This is a genomic window from Agilicoccus flavus (genome assembly GCF_014857905.1).
GTDB lineage: Bacteria > Actinomycetota > Actinomycetes > Actinomycetales > Dermatophilaceae > Agilicoccus > Agilicoccus flavus.
The window spans coordinates 42192-62486 of sequence record NZ_JACYXE010000007.1 but is presented as its reverse complement, the minus strand read 5'-3'; the positions used below and the strand labels follow the sequence as shown (position 1 = coordinate 62486).

15 protein-coding genes and 1 pseudogene are annotated in these 20295 nt (G+C 74.5%); 9 read left to right on the top strand and 7 right to left on the bottom strand.

Annotated features, from left to right (window positions below; all coding sequences use genetic code 11):
• Window positions 1-145: 145 nt before the first annotated feature.
• The 5 genes from ICW24_RS11485 (at window position 146) to ICW24_RS11465 (ending at window position 8194) form a co-directional block, all read left to right on the top strand.
• Window positions 146-1195, top strand: a complete 1050-nt coding sequence (locus ICW24_RS11485) for a nitronate monooxygenase (RefSeq protein ID WP_226345859.1) — start codon at window positions 146-148, stop codon at window positions 1193-1195.
• A 388-nt stretch (window positions 1196-1583) separates the two neighbouring features.
• Window positions 1584-4463, top strand: coding sequence for an FAD-binding and (Fe-S)-binding domain-containing protein (locus tag ICW24_RS11480; RefSeq protein ID WP_226346011.1), 2880 nt, complete (start codon window positions 1584-1586; stop codon window positions 4461-4463).
• A 169-nt stretch (window positions 4464-4632) separates the two neighbouring features.
• The gene (gene fucP, locus ICW24_RS11475) at window positions 4633-5979 is read left to right on the top strand and encodes an L-fucose:H+ symporter permease (protein ID WP_226345858.1); all 1347 of its coding nucleotides are present in this window, start codon (window positions 4633-4635) and stop codon (window positions 5977-5979) included.
• A gap of 269 nt (window positions 5980-6248) precedes the next feature.
• Window positions 6249-7256, top strand: coding sequence for a hypothetical protein (locus tag ICW24_RS11470; protein WP_226345857.1), 1008 nt, complete (start codon window positions 6249-6251; stop codon window positions 7254-7256).
• A 239-nt stretch (window positions 7257-7495) separates the two neighbouring features.
• Entirely contained in the window at window positions 7496-8194 is a 699-nt protein-coding gene (locus ICW24_RS11465; protein ID WP_226345856.1) for a hypothetical protein, read from the top strand.
• Between the two features lie 18 nt (window positions 8195-8212).
• On the opposite strand, the gene ICW24_RS11460 is transcribed toward ICW24_RS11465, so the two are convergent.
• On the bottom strand, window positions 8213-9052 hold the full coding sequence (locus tag ICW24_RS11460; protein WP_226345855.1) for a class II glutamine amidotransferase: 840 nt from the start codon (window positions 9050-9052) through the stop codon (window positions 8213-8215).
• 371 nt (window positions 9053-9423) lie between these two features.
• Between ICW24_RS11460 and ICW24_RS11455 the strand changes: the two genes are divergently transcribed.
• Window positions 9424-9594 carry a hypothetical protein gene (locus tag ICW24_RS11455; RefSeq protein WP_226345854.1) on the top strand — a complete coding sequence of 57 codons (171 nt, stop codon included), beginning with the start codon at window positions 9424-9426 and terminating at the stop codon, window positions 9592-9594.
• Window positions 9595-9616: 22 nt separating this feature from the next.
• Window positions 9617-10436 (top strand): annotated as a pseudogene (locus ICW24_RS11450) (LLM class F420-dependent oxidoreductase).
• 16 nt (window positions 10437-10452) lie between these two features.
• Here the strand turns inward: ICW24_RS11450 and ICW24_RS11445 are convergent.
• The 3 genes from ICW24_RS11445 to ICW24_RS11435 form a co-directional block, all read right to left on the bottom strand.
• Window positions 10453-11316: a universal stress protein gene (locus ICW24_RS11445; protein ID WP_226345853.1), complete on the bottom strand. Its 864-nt coding sequence runs from the start codon at window positions 11314-11316 to the stop codon at window positions 10453-10455.
• On the bottom strand, window positions 11313-12788 hold the full coding sequence (locus ICW24_RS11440; RefSeq protein WP_226345852.1) for an amino acid permease: 1476 nt from the start codon (window positions 12786-12788) through the stop codon (window positions 11313-11315). The genes ICW24_RS11445 and ICW24_RS11440 overlap by 4 nt, the downstream gene beginning before the upstream one ends.
• 81 nt (window positions 12789-12869) lie before the next feature.
• Window positions 12870-13850, bottom strand: coding sequence for a glycoside hydrolase family 26 protein (locus tag ICW24_RS11435; RefSeq protein WP_226345851.1), 981 nt, complete (start codon window positions 13848-13850; stop codon window positions 12870-12872).
• A gap of 734 nt (window positions 13851-14584) precedes the next feature.
• Here ICW24_RS11435 and ICW24_RS11430 point away from each other — a divergent pair.
• Window positions 14585-15559: a glycoside hydrolase family 26 protein gene (locus ICW24_RS11430; protein WP_226345850.1), complete on the top strand. Its 975-nt coding sequence runs from the start codon at window positions 14585-14587 to the stop codon at window positions 15557-15559.
• 75 nt (window positions 15560-15634) lie between these two features.
• Here ICW24_RS11430 and ICW24_RS11425 read toward each other — a convergent pair whose 3' ends face one another.
• A complete protein-coding gene (locus ICW24_RS11425) occupies window positions 15635-16822 on the bottom strand; it encodes a thiolase family protein (RefSeq protein WP_226345849.1) in 1188 nt (395 codons plus the stop codon).
• Window positions 16823-16852: 30 nt separating this feature from the next.
• Window positions 16853-17794: an aminotransferase class IV gene (locus tag ICW24_RS11420; protein ID WP_226345848.1), complete on the bottom strand. Its 942-nt coding sequence runs from the start codon at window positions 17792-17794 to the stop codon at window positions 16853-16855.
• Window positions 17795-18072: 278 nt separating this feature from the next.
• On the opposite strand from ICW24_RS11420, the gene ICW24_RS11415 reads away from it, so the two are divergent.
• The gene (locus ICW24_RS11415; protein ID WP_226345847.1) at window positions 18073-18726 is read left to right on the top strand and encodes an SDR family oxidoreductase; all 654 of its coding nucleotides are present in this window, start codon (window positions 18073-18075) and stop codon (window positions 18724-18726) included.
• Between the two features lie 45 nt (window positions 18727-18771).
• Here ICW24_RS11415 and ICW24_RS11410 read toward each other — a convergent pair whose 3' ends face one another.
• Window positions 18772-20196, bottom strand: a complete 1425-nt coding sequence (locus tag ICW24_RS11410) for an aldehyde dehydrogenase family protein (protein WP_226345846.1) — start codon at window positions 20194-20196, stop codon at window positions 18772-18774.
• Window positions 20197-20295: the final 99 nt, after the last annotated feature.

The following is a 20295-nucleotide window of genomic DNA, read 5'->3' as shown; positions in this document are numbered from 1 at the left end:
GATTCGTCTCGGCGGACCGGGCGGGAGCCGGGCGGGGCCAGGTCGTCCACCGCGGCATGGACCGACCCCGGTGCTCGACTCCCGCGCCGAGGCACAGCACAGTCGCCGAGGCTTGGCACAGTCGCCGAGGCTTGGCAGGGTCGTCATGGCTCCGATCCCCGCCTCCCCTCGCTTGCCGCTGCCCCGGCTCGCCTCCCCCGTGTATTGCGCGCCCATGGTGGGCGGTCCCTCGACCCCGGAGCTCGCGGCGGCCGTGCGTCGCGCGGGCGGGCTGGGCGTTCTCGCCGGCGGATACCGCACGGCCGAGCAGATGGCCGAGCAGATCGCGGGGACCCGTGCCCTGGCCGACGGTCCCGTCGGCGTGAACCTCCTCGTGCCGCAGGCGGCGGGCGAGTCGTCGCTCGCCGAGGAGACCGCAGTCGCCGCCTATCGCGAGGTGCTCGAGCCCGAGGCGCAGCGGCTGGGGGTCGACGTCGGGGCGCCGAGGTGGGGCGACGACGACGACTGGGCCGCGAAGGTCGACCGGCTCGTCGAGGACCCCGTCGAGGTCGTCTCGTTCACCTTCGGTGTCCCGCCGCGCCAGGTCGTCGACGCGCTGCACGAGGTCGGGACGTGCGCGCTCGTCACCGTCACGGACCGCGGGGAGGCCGACGCGGCGGTCGCGGGCGGCGCGGACGCCCTCGTCGTCCAGGGGTGCGAGGCCGGCGGGCATCGCGGCACCCACGGGGTCGCCGTCACCCCCAACCGCCTCGACCACATCGCGCTCCTCGAGCTCCTCGCGGATCTCGACGTGCCCCTCATCGCCGCCGGCGGGGTGACGACCGCGGGCGACACGCGCCGCGCCCTCGACCTCGGGGCCGTGGCGGTGCAGGCGGGCACCGCGTTCCTCCTCGCGGACGAGGCCGGCACCCCGGGCGCCTACCGGATGGGCCTGTCCGACCACGCCTTGACCCCCGTCATGACGCGGGCCTTCTCGGGCCGCCCGGCGCGGGGTCTGCGCAACCGGTTCGTCGACGCCTTCGACCCGTACGCTCCGGCGGTGTACCCCGTCGTCGACCAGCTCACGGGTCCCCTGCGAGCCCGGGCGGCCCGGGAGGGCGACCTCGGCGGCGTGTCGCTGTGGGCCGGGTCGGGGTGGCGCGCCGCTCGCGAGGCGCCGGCCGCCGACATCGTGGCCGACCTCACCCCGGCGTGACGCCGCCCGCGCGCCGCCCTGAACCGCCCCGGCCCCTCTCGGCCCCCGCGACCGCGTCGTGCGCAAAACCGCGCGGACCCTCGATGAGGCGATCCTCACCCGGCCCCGGCGCCGCCGATGCAGGAGATGAGACCGATCACGTGCGCTTGGGGCGCCGAGGCGAGCTGGGGAGCGACCCGGACGGGCCGGCCGGTCTGATCGCGCCAGGGGGATCGACGAGCGGCGCGCCCGTCGCTGCGCGCCCCGCCCGGCACCGCGCGGCGGCCGGGCACGCGTGGCGTAGGTTCGACGGGTCCGAGCCGAGCAGGGAGACCCCGTGACCGCGCCCCAGCACACCGCCACCACGCCCCCGTCCGCCCACGCCGGCGAGACCCCCCACGCCCCGCGACTGCGCGACGACCTCGCCACCCGGGCCGCGTACACCTCGGACGCCTCGATCTACCGGCGCTTCCCCGCCGGGGTCGTCGAGCCCGACGACGTGGCGCAGGTGCGCGACGCCCTGGCGACCGCGCGCGAGCGGGGCCTGACCGTCGTGGCCCGCGGGGGCGGGACCTCGGTGGCGGGCAACGCGATCGGGGAAGGCCTCGTGGTCGACCACAGCCGCCGGCACCGCCGCGTCCTGGGCATCGACCCCGCCGCCCGGACCGCGAGCGTCGAGCCCGGCCTCGTCTGCGACGACCTGCGCGCCGCCGCCGGCGCACACGGCCTCACGTACGGCCCCGACCCGTCGACCCACTCGCGGTGCACGATCGGCGGGATGGTCGCGAACAACGCGTGTGGGTCGCACTCGGTCGCGTGGGGGACGTCGGCCGCCAACCTCGTCGACCTCGACGTCATGCTCGCCGACGGCCGCGTCGTCACCGCCCGCCGCGGCGGCATCGACGATCCCCGGATCGAGGCGGAGCTGCGCGCCCTCGTCGACGACAACCTCGCCCTCATCCGCACCGAGCTGGGCCGCTTCCCGCGCCAGGTGTCGGGGTACGGCCTGCACTACCTGCTGCCGGAGAACGGGTTCGACGTCGCCAAGGCCCTCGCCGGCAGCGAGGGGACGTGCGGGATCTTCACGCGGCTCACGGTCGCCCTCGTCGAACCCCCGGCCGCCACCGCCCTCGCCGTGCTGGGCTACGACGACGTCTTTGCGGCCGCGGCGGCCGCCCACACCCTGCGGCGCCCGGGGGTGCAGACCATCGAGGGGATGGGGGTCGACCTCATCGAGGCCCTGCGCACCCGACCCGGGCAGGAGAACGCCGGGTCGACGCTGCCGGAGGGCCGGGCCTGGTTGTACTGCGAGGTCGGCGGCGACGACCCCGCCGACGCGCAGGCGCGCGCCGCCGAGCTCGTCGAGGTCGCCCGGCACGCTCCCGACGACACCCCGGACGACGCCACCGCGGATCGGGCCGCCGGCGCCACCGACGCGGCCGATCCGCACGGGGGCAGGGGCCTCGTGCAGGCCCGCGTCGTCACCGACCCCGCCGAGACCGCCGCCCTGTGGCGCATCCGGGAGGCCGCGGCCGGCATCGCGACCCGGCGGGCCGACGGCGGGGAGGCGTGGCCGGGCTGGGAGGACTCGGCGGTGCCGAGCGAGCACCTCGCCGACTACCTGCGCGACCTCTACGACCTCATGGCGCGCCTCGACCTCGCGGGCATCCCGTTCGGGCACTTCGGCGAGGGGTGCATCCACGTCCGCATCGACTTCGACCTGGGGACCGGGCCGGGGGTCGCCCGCTACCGCGAGTTCATCGAGGCGGCGGCCGACCTCGTCGCGTCCTACGGCGGCTCGGTGTCGGGCGAGCACGGCGACGGGCGGGCGCGCTCGGAGCTGCTCGCCCGCATGTACTCCCCCGAGATGCTCGCGCTCTTCGCGCGCTTCAAGGCGATCTTCGACCCGGAGGGGTTCCTCAACCCCGGCGTGCTCGTCGACCCGGAGCGGCTCGACGACCGGCTCCGCCCGGGGCCGGGCCTGCGCTCCTTCGAGCTGACCCCCGTCCACGCGTTCGCGGACGACGGAGGCTCCTTCGCGGGGGCCCTCAACCGGTGCGTCGGGGTCGGCGCCTGCCGCAGCGAGGCGGGTGCGATGTGCCCGAGCTTCCACGCGACCCACGACGAGGTCGCGACCACGCGGGGCCGCGCCCGCGTCCTCGCCGAGATGCTGCGCGGCGAACACCTCGACGGGTGGCGCTCGGAGGCGGCGCGGGACGCCCTCGACCTGTGCCTGTCGTGCAAGGCGTGCGCGACCGAGTGCCCGGTCAACGTCGACATGGCCACCTACAAGGCCGAATTCCTCCACCACCACTACGCGGGGCGTCGCCGGCCCATGGCGCACTACTCGATGGGGTGGCTGCCCGTCGCGACCGCCGCGATCTCGGCCGTGCCGGGGCTCGGGGCGCTCGCGAACCGGGTACTCGGGTTCCGCCCGGTGGAGGAGGCCGTCAAGCGGCTCGGCGGCATCGAGCCGCGGCGGCGGATGATCACGTTCTCGCCGTTGTCGCTCGCGCAGTGGTTCGCGCGGCGGGCCGCCGCCGGCGAGGCGCCCACCCCGGCGCCCGGGGCCGAGGTGCTCGTCCTCTGGCCGGACACGTTCACCAACCACCTGTCCCCGCACGTGGGCATCGCCGCCGTGGAGGCGCTCGAGGCGCTCGGGTACGACGTCCGGCTCCCGCGCGGGCCGGTCTGTTGCGGCCTGACCTGGCACTCGACGGGGCAGCTCGACATGACGCAGCGCGCCCTGGCGCGCACCCTCGACGCGGTCGCCGACGACCTCGCCGCGGGCCACCGGATCGTCGGCCTTGAACCGTCGTGCACGGTCATGCTCACCGAGGCCCCCGCGCTGCTCCCCGACGACCCCCGGGCGCGCGCGCTCGAGGCCGCGACGACGACCCTCGCGCAGGTCGTGGCGGCGCACGTCGACGACGACGACTGGCCGTTCGGGACCCTCGACGCCGCGGCGACGAGCCAGGTGCACTGCCACCAGAAGGCCAAGGGGACCTACGCCCCCGACCGCGCGGTGCTCGCGCGGCTCGGGGTCGACGTCGACGAGGTCGGCGGCGGGTGCTGCGGGCTCGCCGGCAACTTCGGCTTCGAGCCCGGCCATTACGACGTGTCGCAGGCCTGCGCCGAGCGGGAGCTGTTCCCCAAGGTCGCCGCGACCGGGGCGGACGACCTCGTGCTGGCCGACGGGTTCAGCTGCCGCACGCAGATCGCGCAGGGCACCGACCGCACGGGTCGCCACCTCGCCGAGCTGCTGCGCACCGCCCTCGCGCGGGGGTGAGCCGGCCGTCCCCGCAGGCGGGCCGAGGGGGTTCTCCGGCGGCGCGGTCCGGGTTCCGCGCCGCTGCGCCCTGGTCACCCGGTCCCGACGCTGTTAGCGTGACGCGCGCTCATCGCGAGCGGCAGTGAGCGACAACGACCCACGACGACGTGAAGGTGCGCCCCCCCCCATGCTCATCCCCACCAAGGCCCGGGAGACCGGTGACGGTTACCTCGACCGCACCCCGATGTTCCAGTTCATCCTCCTCTCGCTGCTGTTCCCCATGTGGGGCGCGGCCGCCGGCCTCAACGACGTGCTCATCCCGCAGTTCAAGGCGGTGTTCGGGATCTCGGACGCGGCCGCGGCCTTCGTGCAGAGCGCCTTCTACGGCGGGTACTTCCTCATCGCGATCCCGGCGTCGCGGGTCATCAAGGCGACGTCGTACAAGGCGGGCGTGATGATCGGGCTCGCGGCCTACATCGTCGGCTGCGCCCTCTTCTTCCCCGCGTCGCACGTGGGCACCTACCTCGTGTTCCTCGCGGCGATCTTCGTCGTCGCCCTCGGCCTGAGCTTCCTCGAGACGTCGGCGAACACGTACAGCTCGATGCTCGGCCCCCGCAAGCAGGCGACCCTGCGCCTCAACATCAGCCAGACGTTCACGCCGCTCGGCAACCTCACCGGCGTGCTGCTCGGCAAGTTCCTCGTCTTCGGGGCGGGGGCGGAGTCGATCGAGGCGCAGCTCGGGGCGGTTTCGGGCGCGGAACGGCAGGCACTGTCCGACCGGCTCCTCGGTCAGACGCTGCTGCCGTACACCTACATCCTCGCGGTGCTCGTCATCCTCTTCGTGCTCTTCGCCGTCACCCGGTACCCGACGTGCCGACCGACGCGGCGGGAGAACGAGCCGGAGTCCGCGGGCGTCGGCGAGACGCTGCGCTACCTGACCCGGAAGCCGGCGTTCATGAAGGGGATCGCCGCGCAGTTCGTCTACGTCGGCCTGCAGACGACCGTGTGGTCGTTCACGATCCGCCTCGCCCTCGAGAACACCCCCGGCATGTCGGAGTACGACGCGGCCAACTTCATGATCGTCGGCTTCGTGTGCTTCTTCCTCGGCAAGTTCCCCGCGAACTTCCTCATCGGCCGCTTCGGGCCCTCCCGCGTGCTCATCGTCTACAGCATCCTCGGCGCGCTGCTCCTGCTCTTCGTCGCGCTGGGCCCGACGGACCTCGCAGTCTGGGGCGCCCCGGCCGCCAGCCTGCTCATGGGACCCTGCTGGCCGACGATCTTCGGCGGCACCCTCGACACGATCGACGACAAGCGCTACCAGGAGACGGGCGGCGCCATCCTCGTCATGGCCATCGTCGGCGGCGCGGTCGTCCCGGTCATCCAGGGCTTCGTGTCCGACCTGTCGGGCTCGCTGCAGTTCTCGTTCATCGTCCCGGCCGTGTGCTTCCTGCTCATCATGGGCTACTTCGTCGACCACCTCCGCCGCGTCGATCCCGAGCTGGAGGAGCCCGCCACGGCGCACGCGGGGCACTGACGCACCCCGGGCCCTCGGCCCTCGACCGCGTCCCACCGCCCGCGACCGCGACGAGCCGCCCACGGCCGGCGGGAGAACTTCTCCCGCCGGCCCGCATGGCGTGCGCTGCAACGGGGGATGATGGAGTATCAAAGATTTTGCCCCGCAGTCGGTTTCGACTCAGGCGGGGCATCATCCGGCCGATGGGGACCGTGAGCCGGGGCGCTGGACCCGGTTCCGCTCCGGCTCGCGGCCGGGACCCGCCATCGCCGAGCCGGACGACGAGGATCGTGAGCAGCAATTCTTTCTCCAACCCGCTGACCACTCGCCCCGAGGGCGCGGCGCTCGCCGAGGTCGGCCGCCTCTACCTGCTCACCCGCGACGCCTACCTGTCCGCGCCGGACGAGGCGACCCGCAAGCTCGACGCGCTCGAGGACCTCCGCCGGATCGCCGCCGACCACCTCGCCGCGATCGGCACCCCGGTCGACCTGGGCGCGACGAGCGGGGTACGGCTCGTCGAGCGGCTCCGCATCGCGCTGCGCCGCCTCGCCCGCGGGATGTCGCACCACGAGCGCGCCCTCGTGCTGCTCGAGATCCTCACCGTCTCGGCGCCGCCGTGCGGCGGTCAGTGGGCGGCCTCCCGGTCGTCCCTGGGCGCCGACCTCGCCGGCCACATCGCCCCGGAGGTGCCGCCCGGCACCATCGACGCACAGCTGCGCCGCCACCGGGCCGTGTTCCGCACCCTGTACTCCTCCGGCGCCCGCGGCGCGACCTTCGCCGACGAGGTGGGCGCCGCCCCCGGCGAGCTCGGGTGGGTCAGCGAGACCTACGCGGAGGTGTTCGGTCTGCACGAGGCCCAGGCCGCCGTCGCCGCCGTCCGCACCCTCGACGCGCGCGGCGACGGCGCGGGGCGCGGCGGACCGGGCCGGACCGGACTCCCACCCGTCGAGATCGCCTACGGCATCGTCGGCGGCACCCTCTTCGAGCCGCTCGACGGGCCCGCGGTCACCGGCCCCCGCGCGTTCGTCGGCGGTGTCCTCGCCGACGCCTTCCCGCTCGCGTTCCTACACCACCTCGCGACGCTCGACGTCGTCGCCCACGCCCGCCCCGACCTGCGCGCCCCCGTCCACGCCCGCCTGGGCGCCCTGCGCGGCGATCTCGTCGCCGACCCGGATCGGCCGGTGACCGGCAGCGTCCGCGCGCTCGACACCGTGGCGCGCCGCCTCGACGGCCGCCCCCACCTGCGCGCCGAGCGACTGCACGCCCGCTGGGCGCACCGGGGCCTGTTCCAGCCCTGACCCGGGGGCGCCGGCCGGCGACGGGACCGCCCGGCCGCACCGGTCGTCCTCCGCCGCCGCGCCCGACCCGCCGCGGCCCCGCACCGCGCCGACCACACCGCGACGCCGGGTCGCGGCCGCGGTTACCGCAGGTCGTCCCACCCGGGGCGGCGGGATCGCCCGGGTGACGCTAACGTGGCGGCTCTGCCGTTCTCGAGCCCGTTCGGCAGGACGTCCCGCCCCGGAGTGACCTGCCGCCCATGCGCCGTGCCTCGATCCTTCTCGCCGCCGCCCTGCTGGCCCCGCTGGGGGCGTGCGGCGCGACGGGCGGGGCGAATCCGGAGTCCGACGCCCGCGCCGCCCTGCTGCGCCCGGGCGACATCCCGGGATCGTGGTCGCTCGTCGGCACCACCGACCGGCGCCCGCAGGTCGGCGACACGGCCGACCCCCTCGACGACGCGAAGGGCGCCACCCAAACGTGCCGCTCGGCGCTCGACGCGTTGGAGGTGACGACGACGGGCCCGGCGCCCACCTCGGCGGATCGAACCGCGTTCGCCCGGGCCGTGTACCGGTCGAACCGGGCCACGCCGAGCGCCGACGATCGCGACCTCACCCTCACGGTCGAGGACGCCCGCACGGCCTCCGACCGGGCGGCCGCCGTCATGGCCGTGACGAGCGCGTGTGCGAAACCGCTGACGACGCGGGCGGGCACCCAACGGCTCGTCGTGCGGATCGCGCCGACCTCGTACTCCACGCCCGGGGCCACCGGGTACACGGTCGCCTACGACGCCGACGGGCTGAAGCACTACTTCGACATGGTCGTCGTCGTCTCGGGGACCCGCGGCGTCACCGCCTCGATCACCGGACCGGACCGGCCGGCCAACCGCCGGCTCCTCGACGCCGTCACCACCCGCACCCTGACCCGGCTCGGCGCCCCGGCGGGGCCGTCGGCCACCTGACCGTGCCCCCGGCGGACGTCAGGCGGTGAGGACGGCGGGGGTCGCCTCGACTCCGGACGCCAGGTCGGTCGTGCGCAGGGCCATCGTGGCGAGGTCGACCGTGGTCACCGAGTCGAGCGGCAACGGCTCCCAGCCCGTCGTGTCGAGCCCGCTGGAGGCGAAGGCGACCGTGCCGTCGGCCTCGCGTCGCATCGACATCCGGTAGTACGACTCGTCGTGCCCGAGCGGCAGGTCGTCGGCGGGGATGCCGCGGTCGTCGAGCTCGAGCCACGGGACGGCCGCGTCGGTGCTCGCGTGGACGACGATCATCGCCTGCGCCGTGAGCAGGACCGCGTTGAGGCTCGCGCGGGGGTAGTCGGAGCGCAGGTCGGCGACGGCCCGGGTGACGGCGGTGGGGACGTCGGCGCCGTCGCGGGCGTGCTGCCGCACGAGGGCGAGGTAGAGCTCGCTGTCGGTGTCGCCCTCGACGTCCGCGAGGATCCCGGGGCGCAGCCGGGCGAGCACGCGGTCGGTCGGGAAGATCGACCCGTTGTGCGCGAGCGCGATGCCATCCGCGAGGAACGGGTGCGTGTTGCGTTCCTGCACGGCGAGCGAGCCCGTCGCGAGCCGGAGGTGGAAGAGGCGGGCCCGCGAGCGCGGCCGGCGTAGCGCCCTCGCGAGACGCACGTCGTCCAGGGCGCCGTCGACCGCGCGGTTGCGGACGACGACCGGCCCGCGCGAGGAGTCCGCGACCCAGGCGGAGCCCCACCCGTCGTCGTGGAGGCGGCCGAGGCGCTGGAACGTCGCGCACTGCCCGTCGGTGATGACGTCGCGGATCCGCGTGGGGTGGGCCGCCGCGTAGGCGAGTAGTCGACACATGCTGCCGTCTCCTTCGTTCTCGTCCGCCCGATCGGCACCGGCGCCGCCCGCCTGAGGACGAGCGTCCGATCAGCCGGCCGGCGCCGACCACGGGACTCTCGGGCCGACGCTTCGGGAGCCGGAGTCGGTGCCTGTTCCTGACGCCTGGTGCGTGCCGCCTGGTTCGACGCTACGGAGCCCGTGTCACCGGCGCGTTACCGCGACGTCTCGAGTGAGGTACGGATCGGCGGCTCGGGCGTCGGGCGAGAGCCCCGTCGACGTCCCGACCGCGCCGGGCGTGCAGATCTCGACCGTCCGTCGACGCCCGTCGTAGTCTGGTGAGCCCTGCGGGACCGTCCGATGCGGACCCGATCCGGCACGAAGGAGCCCCCATGTCGCGCAAGGTGTCGCACGGCCGAGTCGTCAACGCGGGCGTCGTCGCCGACGCGCGCCGCCGGGCGGTGCAGGTGGTGCGCAGCCCTGAGGTCCAGCAGAAGGCGCGGGAGATCCTGCCCGCCGCGCAGCGGCTGGCCGCGGCCGTCCGCCGGGAATGGCGCCGCTGAACCGGTGCCTGCCGTGACGCGCATGCCGCGCGCCTCCCGCCCCGTCCGCATCGGGATCCAACTCCACCCCCCGGCACACCACCTGGCCGCAGCTACGCGACGCCCTGCTCGCCGCCGAGGACACCGGGGTGGACGTCGTCTTCACGTGGGACCACTTCTTCCCGCTGTACGGCGACCCCGACGGCGCCCACTTCGAGTGCTGGACGACGCTCGCCGCCTGGGCGGAGGCGACCTCCCGGGTGGAGATCGGCGCGTGGGTGACGTGCAACTCCTACCGGAACCCCGACCTGCTCGCCGACATGGCCCGCACCGTCGACCACGTCAGCGACGGGCGGCTGATCCTCGGGCTCGGGTCGGGCTGGGCGGAGCGCGACTACGTCGAGTACGGGTACGCGTTCGGCACGGCCGGCGGTCGTCTCGACGATCTCGCGCAGGCCCTGCCGCGCATCGAGTCGCGGCTGGGGGCGCTCAACCCGCCGCCCACGCGGCGGATCCCCGTGCTCATCGGTGGCGGCGGCGAGAGGAAGACCCTCCGCCTCGTCGCGCAGCACGCCGACGTCTGGCACACCTTCGAGGGGCCGGACGGGCTCGCCCGGAAGCTCGACGTGCTCCGGGGGCACTGCGACGCCGTCGGGCGGGACCCGGGCGAGATCGAGGTGTCGGTGGGCGTCGGCGGCCGGGGCCGCGAGGGCCGCACCCCCGACGCCCCCGAGATCGAGGGCGAACCCCTGCGCGCCCTCGGCGCGACGCTGTTCAGGATGGGCGTCGGCGGACCCGACGACGACCTGTCGTGCCTCATCCCGTGGCTGCGGTGGCGCGACGAGGTGAACGCGGACGCCTGACCGGAACACACCCGGGTCAGCCGGCGGACCCCGGCATGACGACGACGGGGACGGGTGAGTGGCGGACGATCTTCGACGCGCTCGAGCCGAGGAAGACCTGCGCGAGGGGGATCGTCGAGGAGGAGCCGACGACGAGGACGTCGCCCTCGGTCCATTCGACGGCGTAGAGCGCGTCGGCCCACGTGCGTCCGACGGCGATCTCGCCGCCGGCGGCGTCGGGGGCCAGGTCGGCCACGGCCCTGGTCAGGGCCGCGTCCGCCTGGGTGCGCCACTCGTCGAGCACCATCGACTCGGCGCCGCTCACCTCGGCGGGGTACATGCGCCGCGGCTCGACGCCGAACGTGACGACCCGCACCTGAGCCCCGGCCCGGCGTGCGAAGTCGACGGACCGTTCGAGGGCCGACCGCGCCGAGTCGACGTCGCGGTAGGCACAGGTCACCCGGGTGACGGCCGCGCCCCGGCCGTGGTGCCCGCGAGGAGCGAGGGCCACCGGCACCGGGCTCGAGTGGAGCAGCCGGCTCGACTTCGACGACAGGCTGATGTGCCCGAGGCCGGCGTCGCCGCCCGAGCCGAGGACGAGCATCGACGCCGACGTCTCCTCCACCGCCCCCAGCAGCGCGTGCGGCACGGACCGCGCGGACACGCAGACGACGTCCCCCTCGACGCCGGCCTCGTCGAGGAAGGCCCGGGCCTCCGCGCCGGCCCGTGCGCCCTGGCGCTCGACGGACTCGTCGGTGCCGCGCCGGCCGAGCCCGCCCCACGCGGACGGGAAGACGCTGAGGACGTGCAACCGTTCACCCACCGACCGCGCCAGGCGGCACGCGAGGTCGACGGCGCCCGCGTCCCGGTGGAAGGGGCTCCAGCCCACGACGTAGGTCATCGGGTCACTCCGTTCCGGTCGTCGGCGACGTCGTCGCCGGGCGGGGCGGGCTGCCGGCCGAGCACGGCGTGGCGCCGACCCCAGAACAGGTAGAAGGCGAGGACGACGGCGAGCCACACCCCGAAGACGAGCCACGTGTGCAGGGGCAGACCCCACAGGATGTACGCGCACAGCACGACCGTCAGCACGGGTGTGACGGGGTAACCGGGCACCCGGAACGGGCGCTCGAGGTCGGGGTGCGTGCGCCGCAGGACGACGACCCCGATGGCGACGACGCTGAAGGCGATGAGCGTGCCGATCGAGACCGTGTCCCACAAGTAGGTGTCCGGCACGAAACCGGCGATGAGCGCGACCACGATCGAGACGACGATCGTGTTGAACGTCGGGGTCATCGTGCGCTGGCTGACCCGCGCGAAGCGGGGCGAGACGACTCCGTCGCGGCCCATGGCGAAGAGGATGCGCGTCTGCCCGTACAGGGTCACGAGCGTCACCGAGAAGATGGAGATGACGGCGCCCGCCGCGAGGATGATTGCGGGTACCGCCGACCCGGTGATGTTCTCGAGGATCACCGACAGGCCGGCGCTCTGCTGCTCCTCGCTCGAGAAGGCCTCGAGCGGCTGAGAGCCGACCCCGGCCGCCGCGACGAGCAGGTAGACGCCGATGACGATGGCGAGGGCGCCCATGAGGGCCCGGGGCAGGGCCTTCTGCGGGTTCCGAACCTCTTCGCCGGCGGTCGCGACGGCGTCGAGGCCGATGAAGGAGAAGAAGATCGTGCTGGCCGCCGTGCTGATGCCCCCGGCGCCGGCGTCCCAGAAGTTCGCGAACCGGTCGGCCTGGAACGCGGTGAACGCGATGACCGCGAACATGACGAGGACGCCGAGCTTGATCATGACCATGATCGTGTTGACCAGCGCCGACTCCGTGGCCCCGCGCATGAGCAGGAACATGCACATGAACACGAGGATGATCGCCGGGAGGTTGACGATGCCGCCGGCCACGCCGTCCACGGGGATGGGGGCGTAGGACAGGGCGTGCGGGAACTGCCAGCCGACCGTGTGCGCGAGCAGCGAGTTGAGGTACTCGCTCCACCCCACCGCCACGGCCGACGTCGACACGCCGTACTCGAGCAGCACGCACGCCGCGATCACCATCGCGACCCCCTCGCCGAGGGTGTGGTACGCGTACGAGTACGTCGACCCGCTCACCGGGATCGCGCTCGCCATCTCGGCGTAGCAGACGGCCGACAGGCCCGCCGCGATGCCGGCGATGAGGAACGCCACGAGCACCGCCGGGCCCGCGTCGGGCACGGCCTCGGCGAGGACGAAGAAGATCCCCGTCCCGACCGTGGCGCCCACCCCGAACAGCGTGAGCTGGAAGGTGCCGATCGAGCGTTTGAGACCGCCCGCCTCGTCCGCGCCGGTCGTCGCCGCGGCGAGGGGCTTGCGGCGGCGCACCTGGTCTGTGAGCGACATACCCGTCCCCTCTCGAACCCGCCTCCGAACGGGCGGTGTTCCGGCCGACTTTGCCACCGACGGTGCCGCTTCGGTGGGGAATCACCGGCCCGCTCCCGAGGCGCCGGCCCGGCGGCCCGGTCCGGGCAGCACGAGGACGTGGATGCGAGGGGCGACGGGCGCCTCCGCAGGGGCTCGATCCGGCAGCGCCGGTCGAGTCGGCACGCCGGCCGCCGGCCCCGCCGCGCCGCCCGCGAGCCGGGCGATCATGTCGGTGTAGGCCCGGGCGGCGCGGGGGTTGAGGGACAGCGCGCACCGGCAGTAGTCGGCGGTCTCCTCGAAGTAGGTGTCGAACGACATGACGTCGGCGTTCGCGCCCATCCACGTCAGCACGGCCGTGATGTAGTCGGGGTTGTCGCCGCCCGAGGTGTCGCTGCCGGGGATGACGCCCCACTCGGGCACCGAGAACGTCTTGCCGTGCTCGCGGGCGAAGCCGACCCAGAAGTCCCAGCCGCCGGGTTGGGTGCGGTGCTGCTCCCACCCCGCCGCGGTGTAGCCGGGGTCCCAGTCGTAGGCGTCGAGGCCGATGTCGTCGACGTACTCGTCGCCGGGGTAGGCCAGGGTCGCGTCCGGCAGCGAGCCGCCGGTGCCCTCGTTCGGGTTGAAGACGATCCGCAGGTTCGGTCCGCCCGCGCGCAGCCCGGTGGCGGCGTGCCGGAACGCCCGCTTGTAGTCCTCGACGTTGCCCGGGTTCGCCGACCACGCCCAGTTGGGGATGTTCATCTCCCACCCGGGCCGCACGTACGCGTCCGGGTAGCGCGCCGCGATGAGGGCTCCGAGCTCCCGCCACCGCTCGACGTCCTCTCCCCGCGCGGCCGCCGCCAGCGACCCCGACGCCGGGAACAGCGGCACCCCGACGTTGAGGGTGCCGGCGAACCCCTCGGGCACCGCCGACGGGCTCATCCACCACGGTTCGAGGACGGACTCCCAGGTGTCGCGCGTCGGGAAGACGGCGAGGACGTCGACGGGCCGCCCCCGCCGCGCCGCGAACTCCACGGTCCGTGCCGCGTCGTGACTGAACACCCCGCTGCTCCAGGGCAACCCGGACGCCCGTCGGGCGGGGGCCGCGGCGCGGCCGGCGGCCTCGGCACCGGCGCGCGGCGACGCGACGGGGGGTACCGGGGGTACCGGGACGACGTTCCGGGCCGCGCCGGCGGGCACCGTCGACATCGGCGCCGCGGCGGGGTCGCCGCTCTCCGTCGCACCGACGGCCGCGCGTGGATCCGGGTCGACACCGGCGGCGAGGCCGGGGCCCACGGCCACGAGGACCGCGGCGAGGCCGGCGAGCGCGGCGCCGGCCCACCGGGCCGTCGCCGGACGCGGCGGTCGACGAGCCCGCCGGGACGAGGCGTGGCGGGCATGGCGGGCGGCGGACGGTCGCAACGTCGGTCCTCGGGTTCGGCGGATGGCCTGCGAGCGCGGGCGGACCCCCAACGTAGGAACGGGCGCCTCGTCGGTGCGGCCGCTCGAGGGGCCGCTGTGGACGCCCTGGGCGGGCGCCGGGCCTCCCGCCCGGGCTGTGGACGCCCCGGGCCCGGAGTCGGCCCACCCACACCGAGCGAGCCGCCCCGTAAGCTCTTCCGGAGGGGAAGCATGTCGGCGATCCCGCCCACGCGAGCGGCGGTCCGCGCGATGCCCCGGCCCGACCCACCTTGGTGGCGCCAGCCGTCGGGGATCCGCCACGACAGGAGACCGCATCCATGGTTCGACCCACCCCTCGCCGCCGTACCCGCGCGCCTCGCGCCCTGGCGGCGGTGGTGCTGACTGCGACCCTCGGACTGGCGGCGTGCTCGGACGGGGGCGAACGGAAGCCGACCCCGTCCACGGCGGCGTCCTCCTCGCGTTCGGAGGCCCCGATCGACCGTGACCGCCCCTCGAAGCTGGCCTGGGACAGCGGGGTCGTCGGGCACGACGCGGCGGAGTCGGCCGCGTTCGCCTCGACCCGCGGCCACGCGAACGACGTCATCGGCGTCTCCCCCACCCGCGACTCGTGGGAGGCACTCTTCGGGGACTGGTGGCTCGAGCCGTCGACCATCCCCAAGGACTTCAAGGGCACCCTCAACGTCGCCATGCCGCTGTTCCCCGACGACGGCAGCATGGAGGCCGCCGCGGCCGGCAAGGACAACGCGCAGTGGCGTCGGTTCGGCGCGATGCTCGCGAAGAAGTATCCCGACGCGTACGTGCGACCCGGCTGGGAGATGAACATCCACAACTGGAAGTGGTCGGCCAACCCGGGCAACGTGGAGCAGTACAAGAAGGCGTTCCAGAACGCGTCGCGCTCCCTCAAGGAGGGCGGGCCCGACCTGCGGATCGTCTGGAACGTCAACGAGGGCAAGGGCGACACCCTGCCGGACGCGTCGATGGCCTGGCCCGGCGACGAGTACGTCGACATCGTCGGCATGGACGCCTACGACTGGAGCCCGCCGTACGACGAGAAGGGCTGGGAGGAGCACAAGACCAAGGACCAGGGCTGGGACTACTGGGGCAACTTCGCCCGGCAGCACGGCAAGAAGTTCGCCCTCCCCGAATGGGGTGTCATCGCGGGCAACGAGGGTTCCGGCGGCGACAACCCGTTCTTCGTCGAGAAGGCGTACGCGTGGATGGAGGGCAACTCCGACATCATGGCGTTCGAGACCTACTTCGACGAGCGGCAGGACTACTGCCGTTGCTCCCTCGAGCAGAACCCCAAGGCCAAGGCGACGTACCTGGAGTGGATGAAGAAGCTCGCCTGAGCCGGCCCGCCGGCCCCGGCGACACCGCGCGAGGACCCGCCCCGATCCGGGGGCGGGTCCTCGCGGCGTCGGGGGTCAGACCCGCCGGAACAGTCCGGCCAGCGCCTGGCCGCCGCCGATGCACATCGTGACCACGCCGTGCTCGAGGTCGCGCCGGATCAGGTCCTTGACGACGCGCAGCGTGAGGATCGACCCGGTCGCGCCGACGGGGTGGCCGAGCGCGATCGCGCCGCCGTAGGGGTTGGTGCGTTCGGGGTCGAGCCCGGCGTCGCGGATGACGGCGACCGCCTGCGAGGCGAACGCCTCGTTGAGTTCCACCGTGCCGAGGTCGGCCGGGCCGAGCCCGGTCTGCTCGAACAGCTTGCGCAGGGCGATGACCGGCGCGTAGCCCATGAGGCCCGGCTCCATCGCGCCCGTCGTCACGGCTTCGAGCGTCGCGAGCGGGGTGAGGCCCCGCTCCGCCGCGACGGACGCGCGGGTGAGCACGAGGGCCGCGGCGCCGTCGTTGATGCCGGAGGCGTTGCCGGCGGTGACGGTGCCGTCCTTGGCGAACGCCGGGCGCAGCCCCGCCAGCCGCTCGAGCGTCGTGTCGGGCTTGGGGTGCTCGTCGGTCTCGACCGTGACCGGCTTGCGGCCCGAGGTCGTCACCGGGGTGATCTCCTCCGCGAAGGCGGCGCGCGCCTGCTCACTGCCCGCCCGCTGCTGGGAGCGCAGGGCGAACTCGTCCTGCTCGGTGCGGCTCACCCCGTACTTCTCGGCGACCCGTTCGGCGGTGACGCCCATGTGGATGCCTTCGAACGGGTCGGAGAACATGAGGACGGTGCCGTCGACGAGCGCGCGGTCCCCGAGACGCCACCCGTTGCGAGCACCGAAGTCGTAGAACGGCATCCGCGACATGTTCTCGGCGCCGCCGGCGACGGCCACGTCGATGCCGCCCCAGCGCAACTGCTGCGCCGCCGACCACACCGACTGCAGACCGCTGCCGCAGAGGCGGTTGACGGTGTACGCCGGGGTGTCGACGCCGAGGTCGGCCCCGACGGCGATGCGGCGGGCGATGTAGGCGTCGCCGCCGACCTGCCCGATGCACCCGACGACGACCTCCTCGATGTCGTCGGCGCCGACACCGGCCCGCTCGAGGGCCGCGCGCACGGCGACGACGCCGAGCTCGTGTGCGGGCGTGCCCGCGAAGGCGCCCCCGAACGAGCCCACGGGGGTGCGCGCCCCGTCGACGACGACGATCGGGTCCTGCTGTGCTGCGCTCATGGTTCTCCCTGGGTTGGCTGTCGGGGTCGGTCAGAAGCCCGAGAGGGCGGTGATGCGCGCGTCGGCCTCGGGGTCGGCGGGTACGTCGGCGCCGTCGAGCGTGCGGATGGGCGCGACGCCGCGGACCGACGAGACGAGCCAGGACGCGTCGGCCTCGAACAGGTCCGCCGGCCGGATCATCGCGTGCCGCGTCCCCAGGCCGTCCCGCTCGGCGGCCTCGAAGAGCGTCTCGACGGTGATGGAGGCGAGGATGCCGGTCGCTCCGGTGGGGACGGTCGTCAGCACCCCGTCGCGCAGGACGACGAGCCCGGACGTGGGTCCCTCGAGGCACCAGCCGTCGGTCGTCGTCCACAGCGCGTCGTCCGCGCCGCGGGAACGCGCCTCGCGCTGGGCCGCCATGTTGAGCGCGTAGGCGATGGTCTTGTTGCCGCCGAGCAGCCACGGCACGTCGACGTAGGTGTCGGAGGCGGTGCCCCGCGACAGGGCGGCCACGCCGATCCCGGCCCGCTGGTCGAGCGTCCCCGGCCCGAGCTGGGTGAGCGTGAGGTAGGCGACCGGCCCGGCGGGCCGTTCCTCGCGTCCGCGGCCGACGACGAACTTGAGCATCGTGTCGCCCGTGCCGGTCCAGCGTTCGAGCGCCGCGTCGAGCAGGTCCGTCCATGCCGCGGCGTCCGGCACGCCCGCCAGGTCCAGGCCGGCCGCCGACCGCGCCAGCCGCGCGAGGTGCCGTTCGAGGTTGAGGACGGCGAAACCGCCGGTCCGGTCCGTCCACGTCGCTCCCAGACGATCGGCCTCGCCGGCGGGCGTCGACCCCGCGCCGGAACGGCGGACGAGGGTGGCGTCGAAGCAGCCGTCGCCGCGGGTCAGGCCCAGGTCGTCGGCGTGGACGATGGGCTCGTCCCGCTCGAGCACGCGGGGTCCGTCGGGGGCGAGAACGGCGACGAGCTGGTCGGGGCGGTCGTCGGTGGTCATGGGGCCCAGTCTGGCGCAGGGGACGTGGGACCGCACCGGTCGTGACCGGCCGCAGGTCGTGCCGCCGCGCCGTGATCGCCGGTGGGGAAGAACCGTACCGACGACACGGACGCCCGGCCGCCGGTCGACAGAGCCCCCTGAGCTGGGACGACGGCGCGGGCGCCGCCCTCGACGTCGTCCCTGCGGTTCTTCGATCCGGCGCACCGCGGACCGGGGCGGGGGAACAACGACCCACGCGCCTGCGCTGTCGCCCACGACCCCCATCGAAGGAGAACCGCATGTCCCGCATCGCCATCATCGGCGGCCACGGCAAGGTCGCCCTCCGCCTGTCCACGCTCCTCGCCGAGCGCGGCGACGACGTCGTCTCCGTCATCCGCAACCCCGACCACGCCGACGACGTCAGCGCGACCGGCGCGACGCCGGTCGTCGAGGACATCGAGAAGGCCGACCGGGCCCGTCTCGCCGAACTGCTCACGGGCGTCGACGCGGTCGTCTGGTCCGCCGGCGCGGGCGGCGGTTCCCCGCAGCGCACCTACGCCGTCGACCGCGACGCCGCCATCACGTCGATCGACGCCGCCGCCGACGCGGGCGTGCAGCGATACGTCATGGTGTCGTACTTCGGCGCGGGCCCCGACCACGGCGTGGCGCGCGACGACGCGTTCTTCCCCTACGCCGACGCGAAGTCCGCGGCGGACGCCTACCTGGCCGACTCCACCCGCGACTGGACGATCCTGCGCCCGAGCGCGCTCACCGACGAGCCGGGCACCGGCCGGATCGAGACCGGGCCCGGCCTGAGCGCCGGGAAGGTGAGCCGGGACGACGTCGCGGCGGTGGCCGCTCGCGTCCTCGCCGACAACCGCACCATCGGCCGGGTCGTCGAGTTCAACGGTGGCGACACCCCGATCGAGCAGGCGCTGACGACAAGCCTGTGACCGGCGGCGACCCGGCACCGGGCGGAGACGAGAACCCGGCGCCGGTCAGAGCTTGACCACCACGGTCTTCGTCTGGGTGAAGGCGTCGAGGGCCTCGACGCCCTTCTCCCGGCCGTAGCCCGACTTCTTGAACCCGCCGAACGGCAGCTCGACGCCTCCGCCCGCACCGTACGTGTTGACGTACACCTGGCCGGCGCGGATGCGTCGGGCCATCCGGTGCGCACGGGAGACGTCGCGGGTCCACACGGCGCCGAGGAGCGCGTAGTCGGTGCCGTTCGCCAGGGCGACGGCCTCGTCCTCGTCGTCGAACGGCATCGACACGAGCACCGGACCGAACACCTCCTCCTGCGCGATCCGCGAGTCGGGCGCGACGCCGTCCACGAGGGTCGGCTCGACGTACGCCCCGCCCGCGAGGTCGGCGCGGTCGGGCACCCCGCCGCCGGTGACGAGTTCCCCGCCGCCGAGGTCGTCGAGGAACGAGCGGACCCGGCCCTGCTGGCGGGCCGAGACGAGCGGGCCCAGGTCGGGGTCGTCGAGGCCGCGACCGATGCGGACCTCGCGCATGAGTTCCGCGACGCGCGACACGAGTCGCTCGTGCACGCTGCGTTGGACGAGCAGCCGCGAGCCGGCCGAGCACGTCTGCCCGGCGTTCTGCAGGATCGCGCGGAGCACGAACGGGGCCGCCGCGTCGAGGTCGGCGTCGGCGAACACGACCTGCGCCGACTTGCCGCCCAGCTCGAGGACGGTCGGCACGACGCGGTCGGCGGCGGCGTGGGCGATGGCCGACCCGACCTGCGTCGAGCCGACGAAGCCGAGGTGCGCGACGTCCGGGTGCGCCGCCAGCGCAGCGCCCGCCTCGGCGCCGATCCCGACGACCACGTCGAACACCCCCGCCGGCACCCCCGCCTCGAGCGCCAGCCGCGCGAGCGCCACGCTCGTGCGGGGCGTCTCGTCGGCGGGCTTGAGGACGATCGCGTTCCCGGTGCCGATGGCCCCGGCGATGGCGCGCGACGCGAGCTGCATCGGGTAGTTCCACGCGACGATCGAGGCGACGACCCCGTACGGCTCCTTGATCGTGTAGGCGTGCTGGTCGGGCGCGAGCGGGATCGCCAGGCCGTAGTAGCTGTCGACGGCCGACCCGTAGAAGCGGAAGTAGCGCGCGCACACGGTGGCGTCGACGCGGGCCTGCGAGATCGGCTTGCCCGTGTCCTCGCTCTCGAGGCGGGCGAGGATCTCGGCGTCGCGGTCGACGAGGTCCGCGATCCGGTGCAGGACGCGGGAGCGGTGCTCGGGGGTCGTCGCCGCCCAGTCCGGCTGGGCGGCCGCCGCCGACGCGACGGCCCGGTCGACCTCCTCCGCCCCCGACCGCGACACCTCTCCGAGGACGGCCCCCGTGGCGGGGTCGATGTTCGGGTAGGTCTCGCGCGCCCCGACCTCGCGCCCGCCGATGACGTTCGTCGTCGTCTTCATGCCGCGAGCCTGCCACCATCGAGGGGATGACGACCAGGTACGTCGGCGAACATGACGGGCGCGACGACAGGGCCGACGACGTCCTGTAGGGGCGCACCC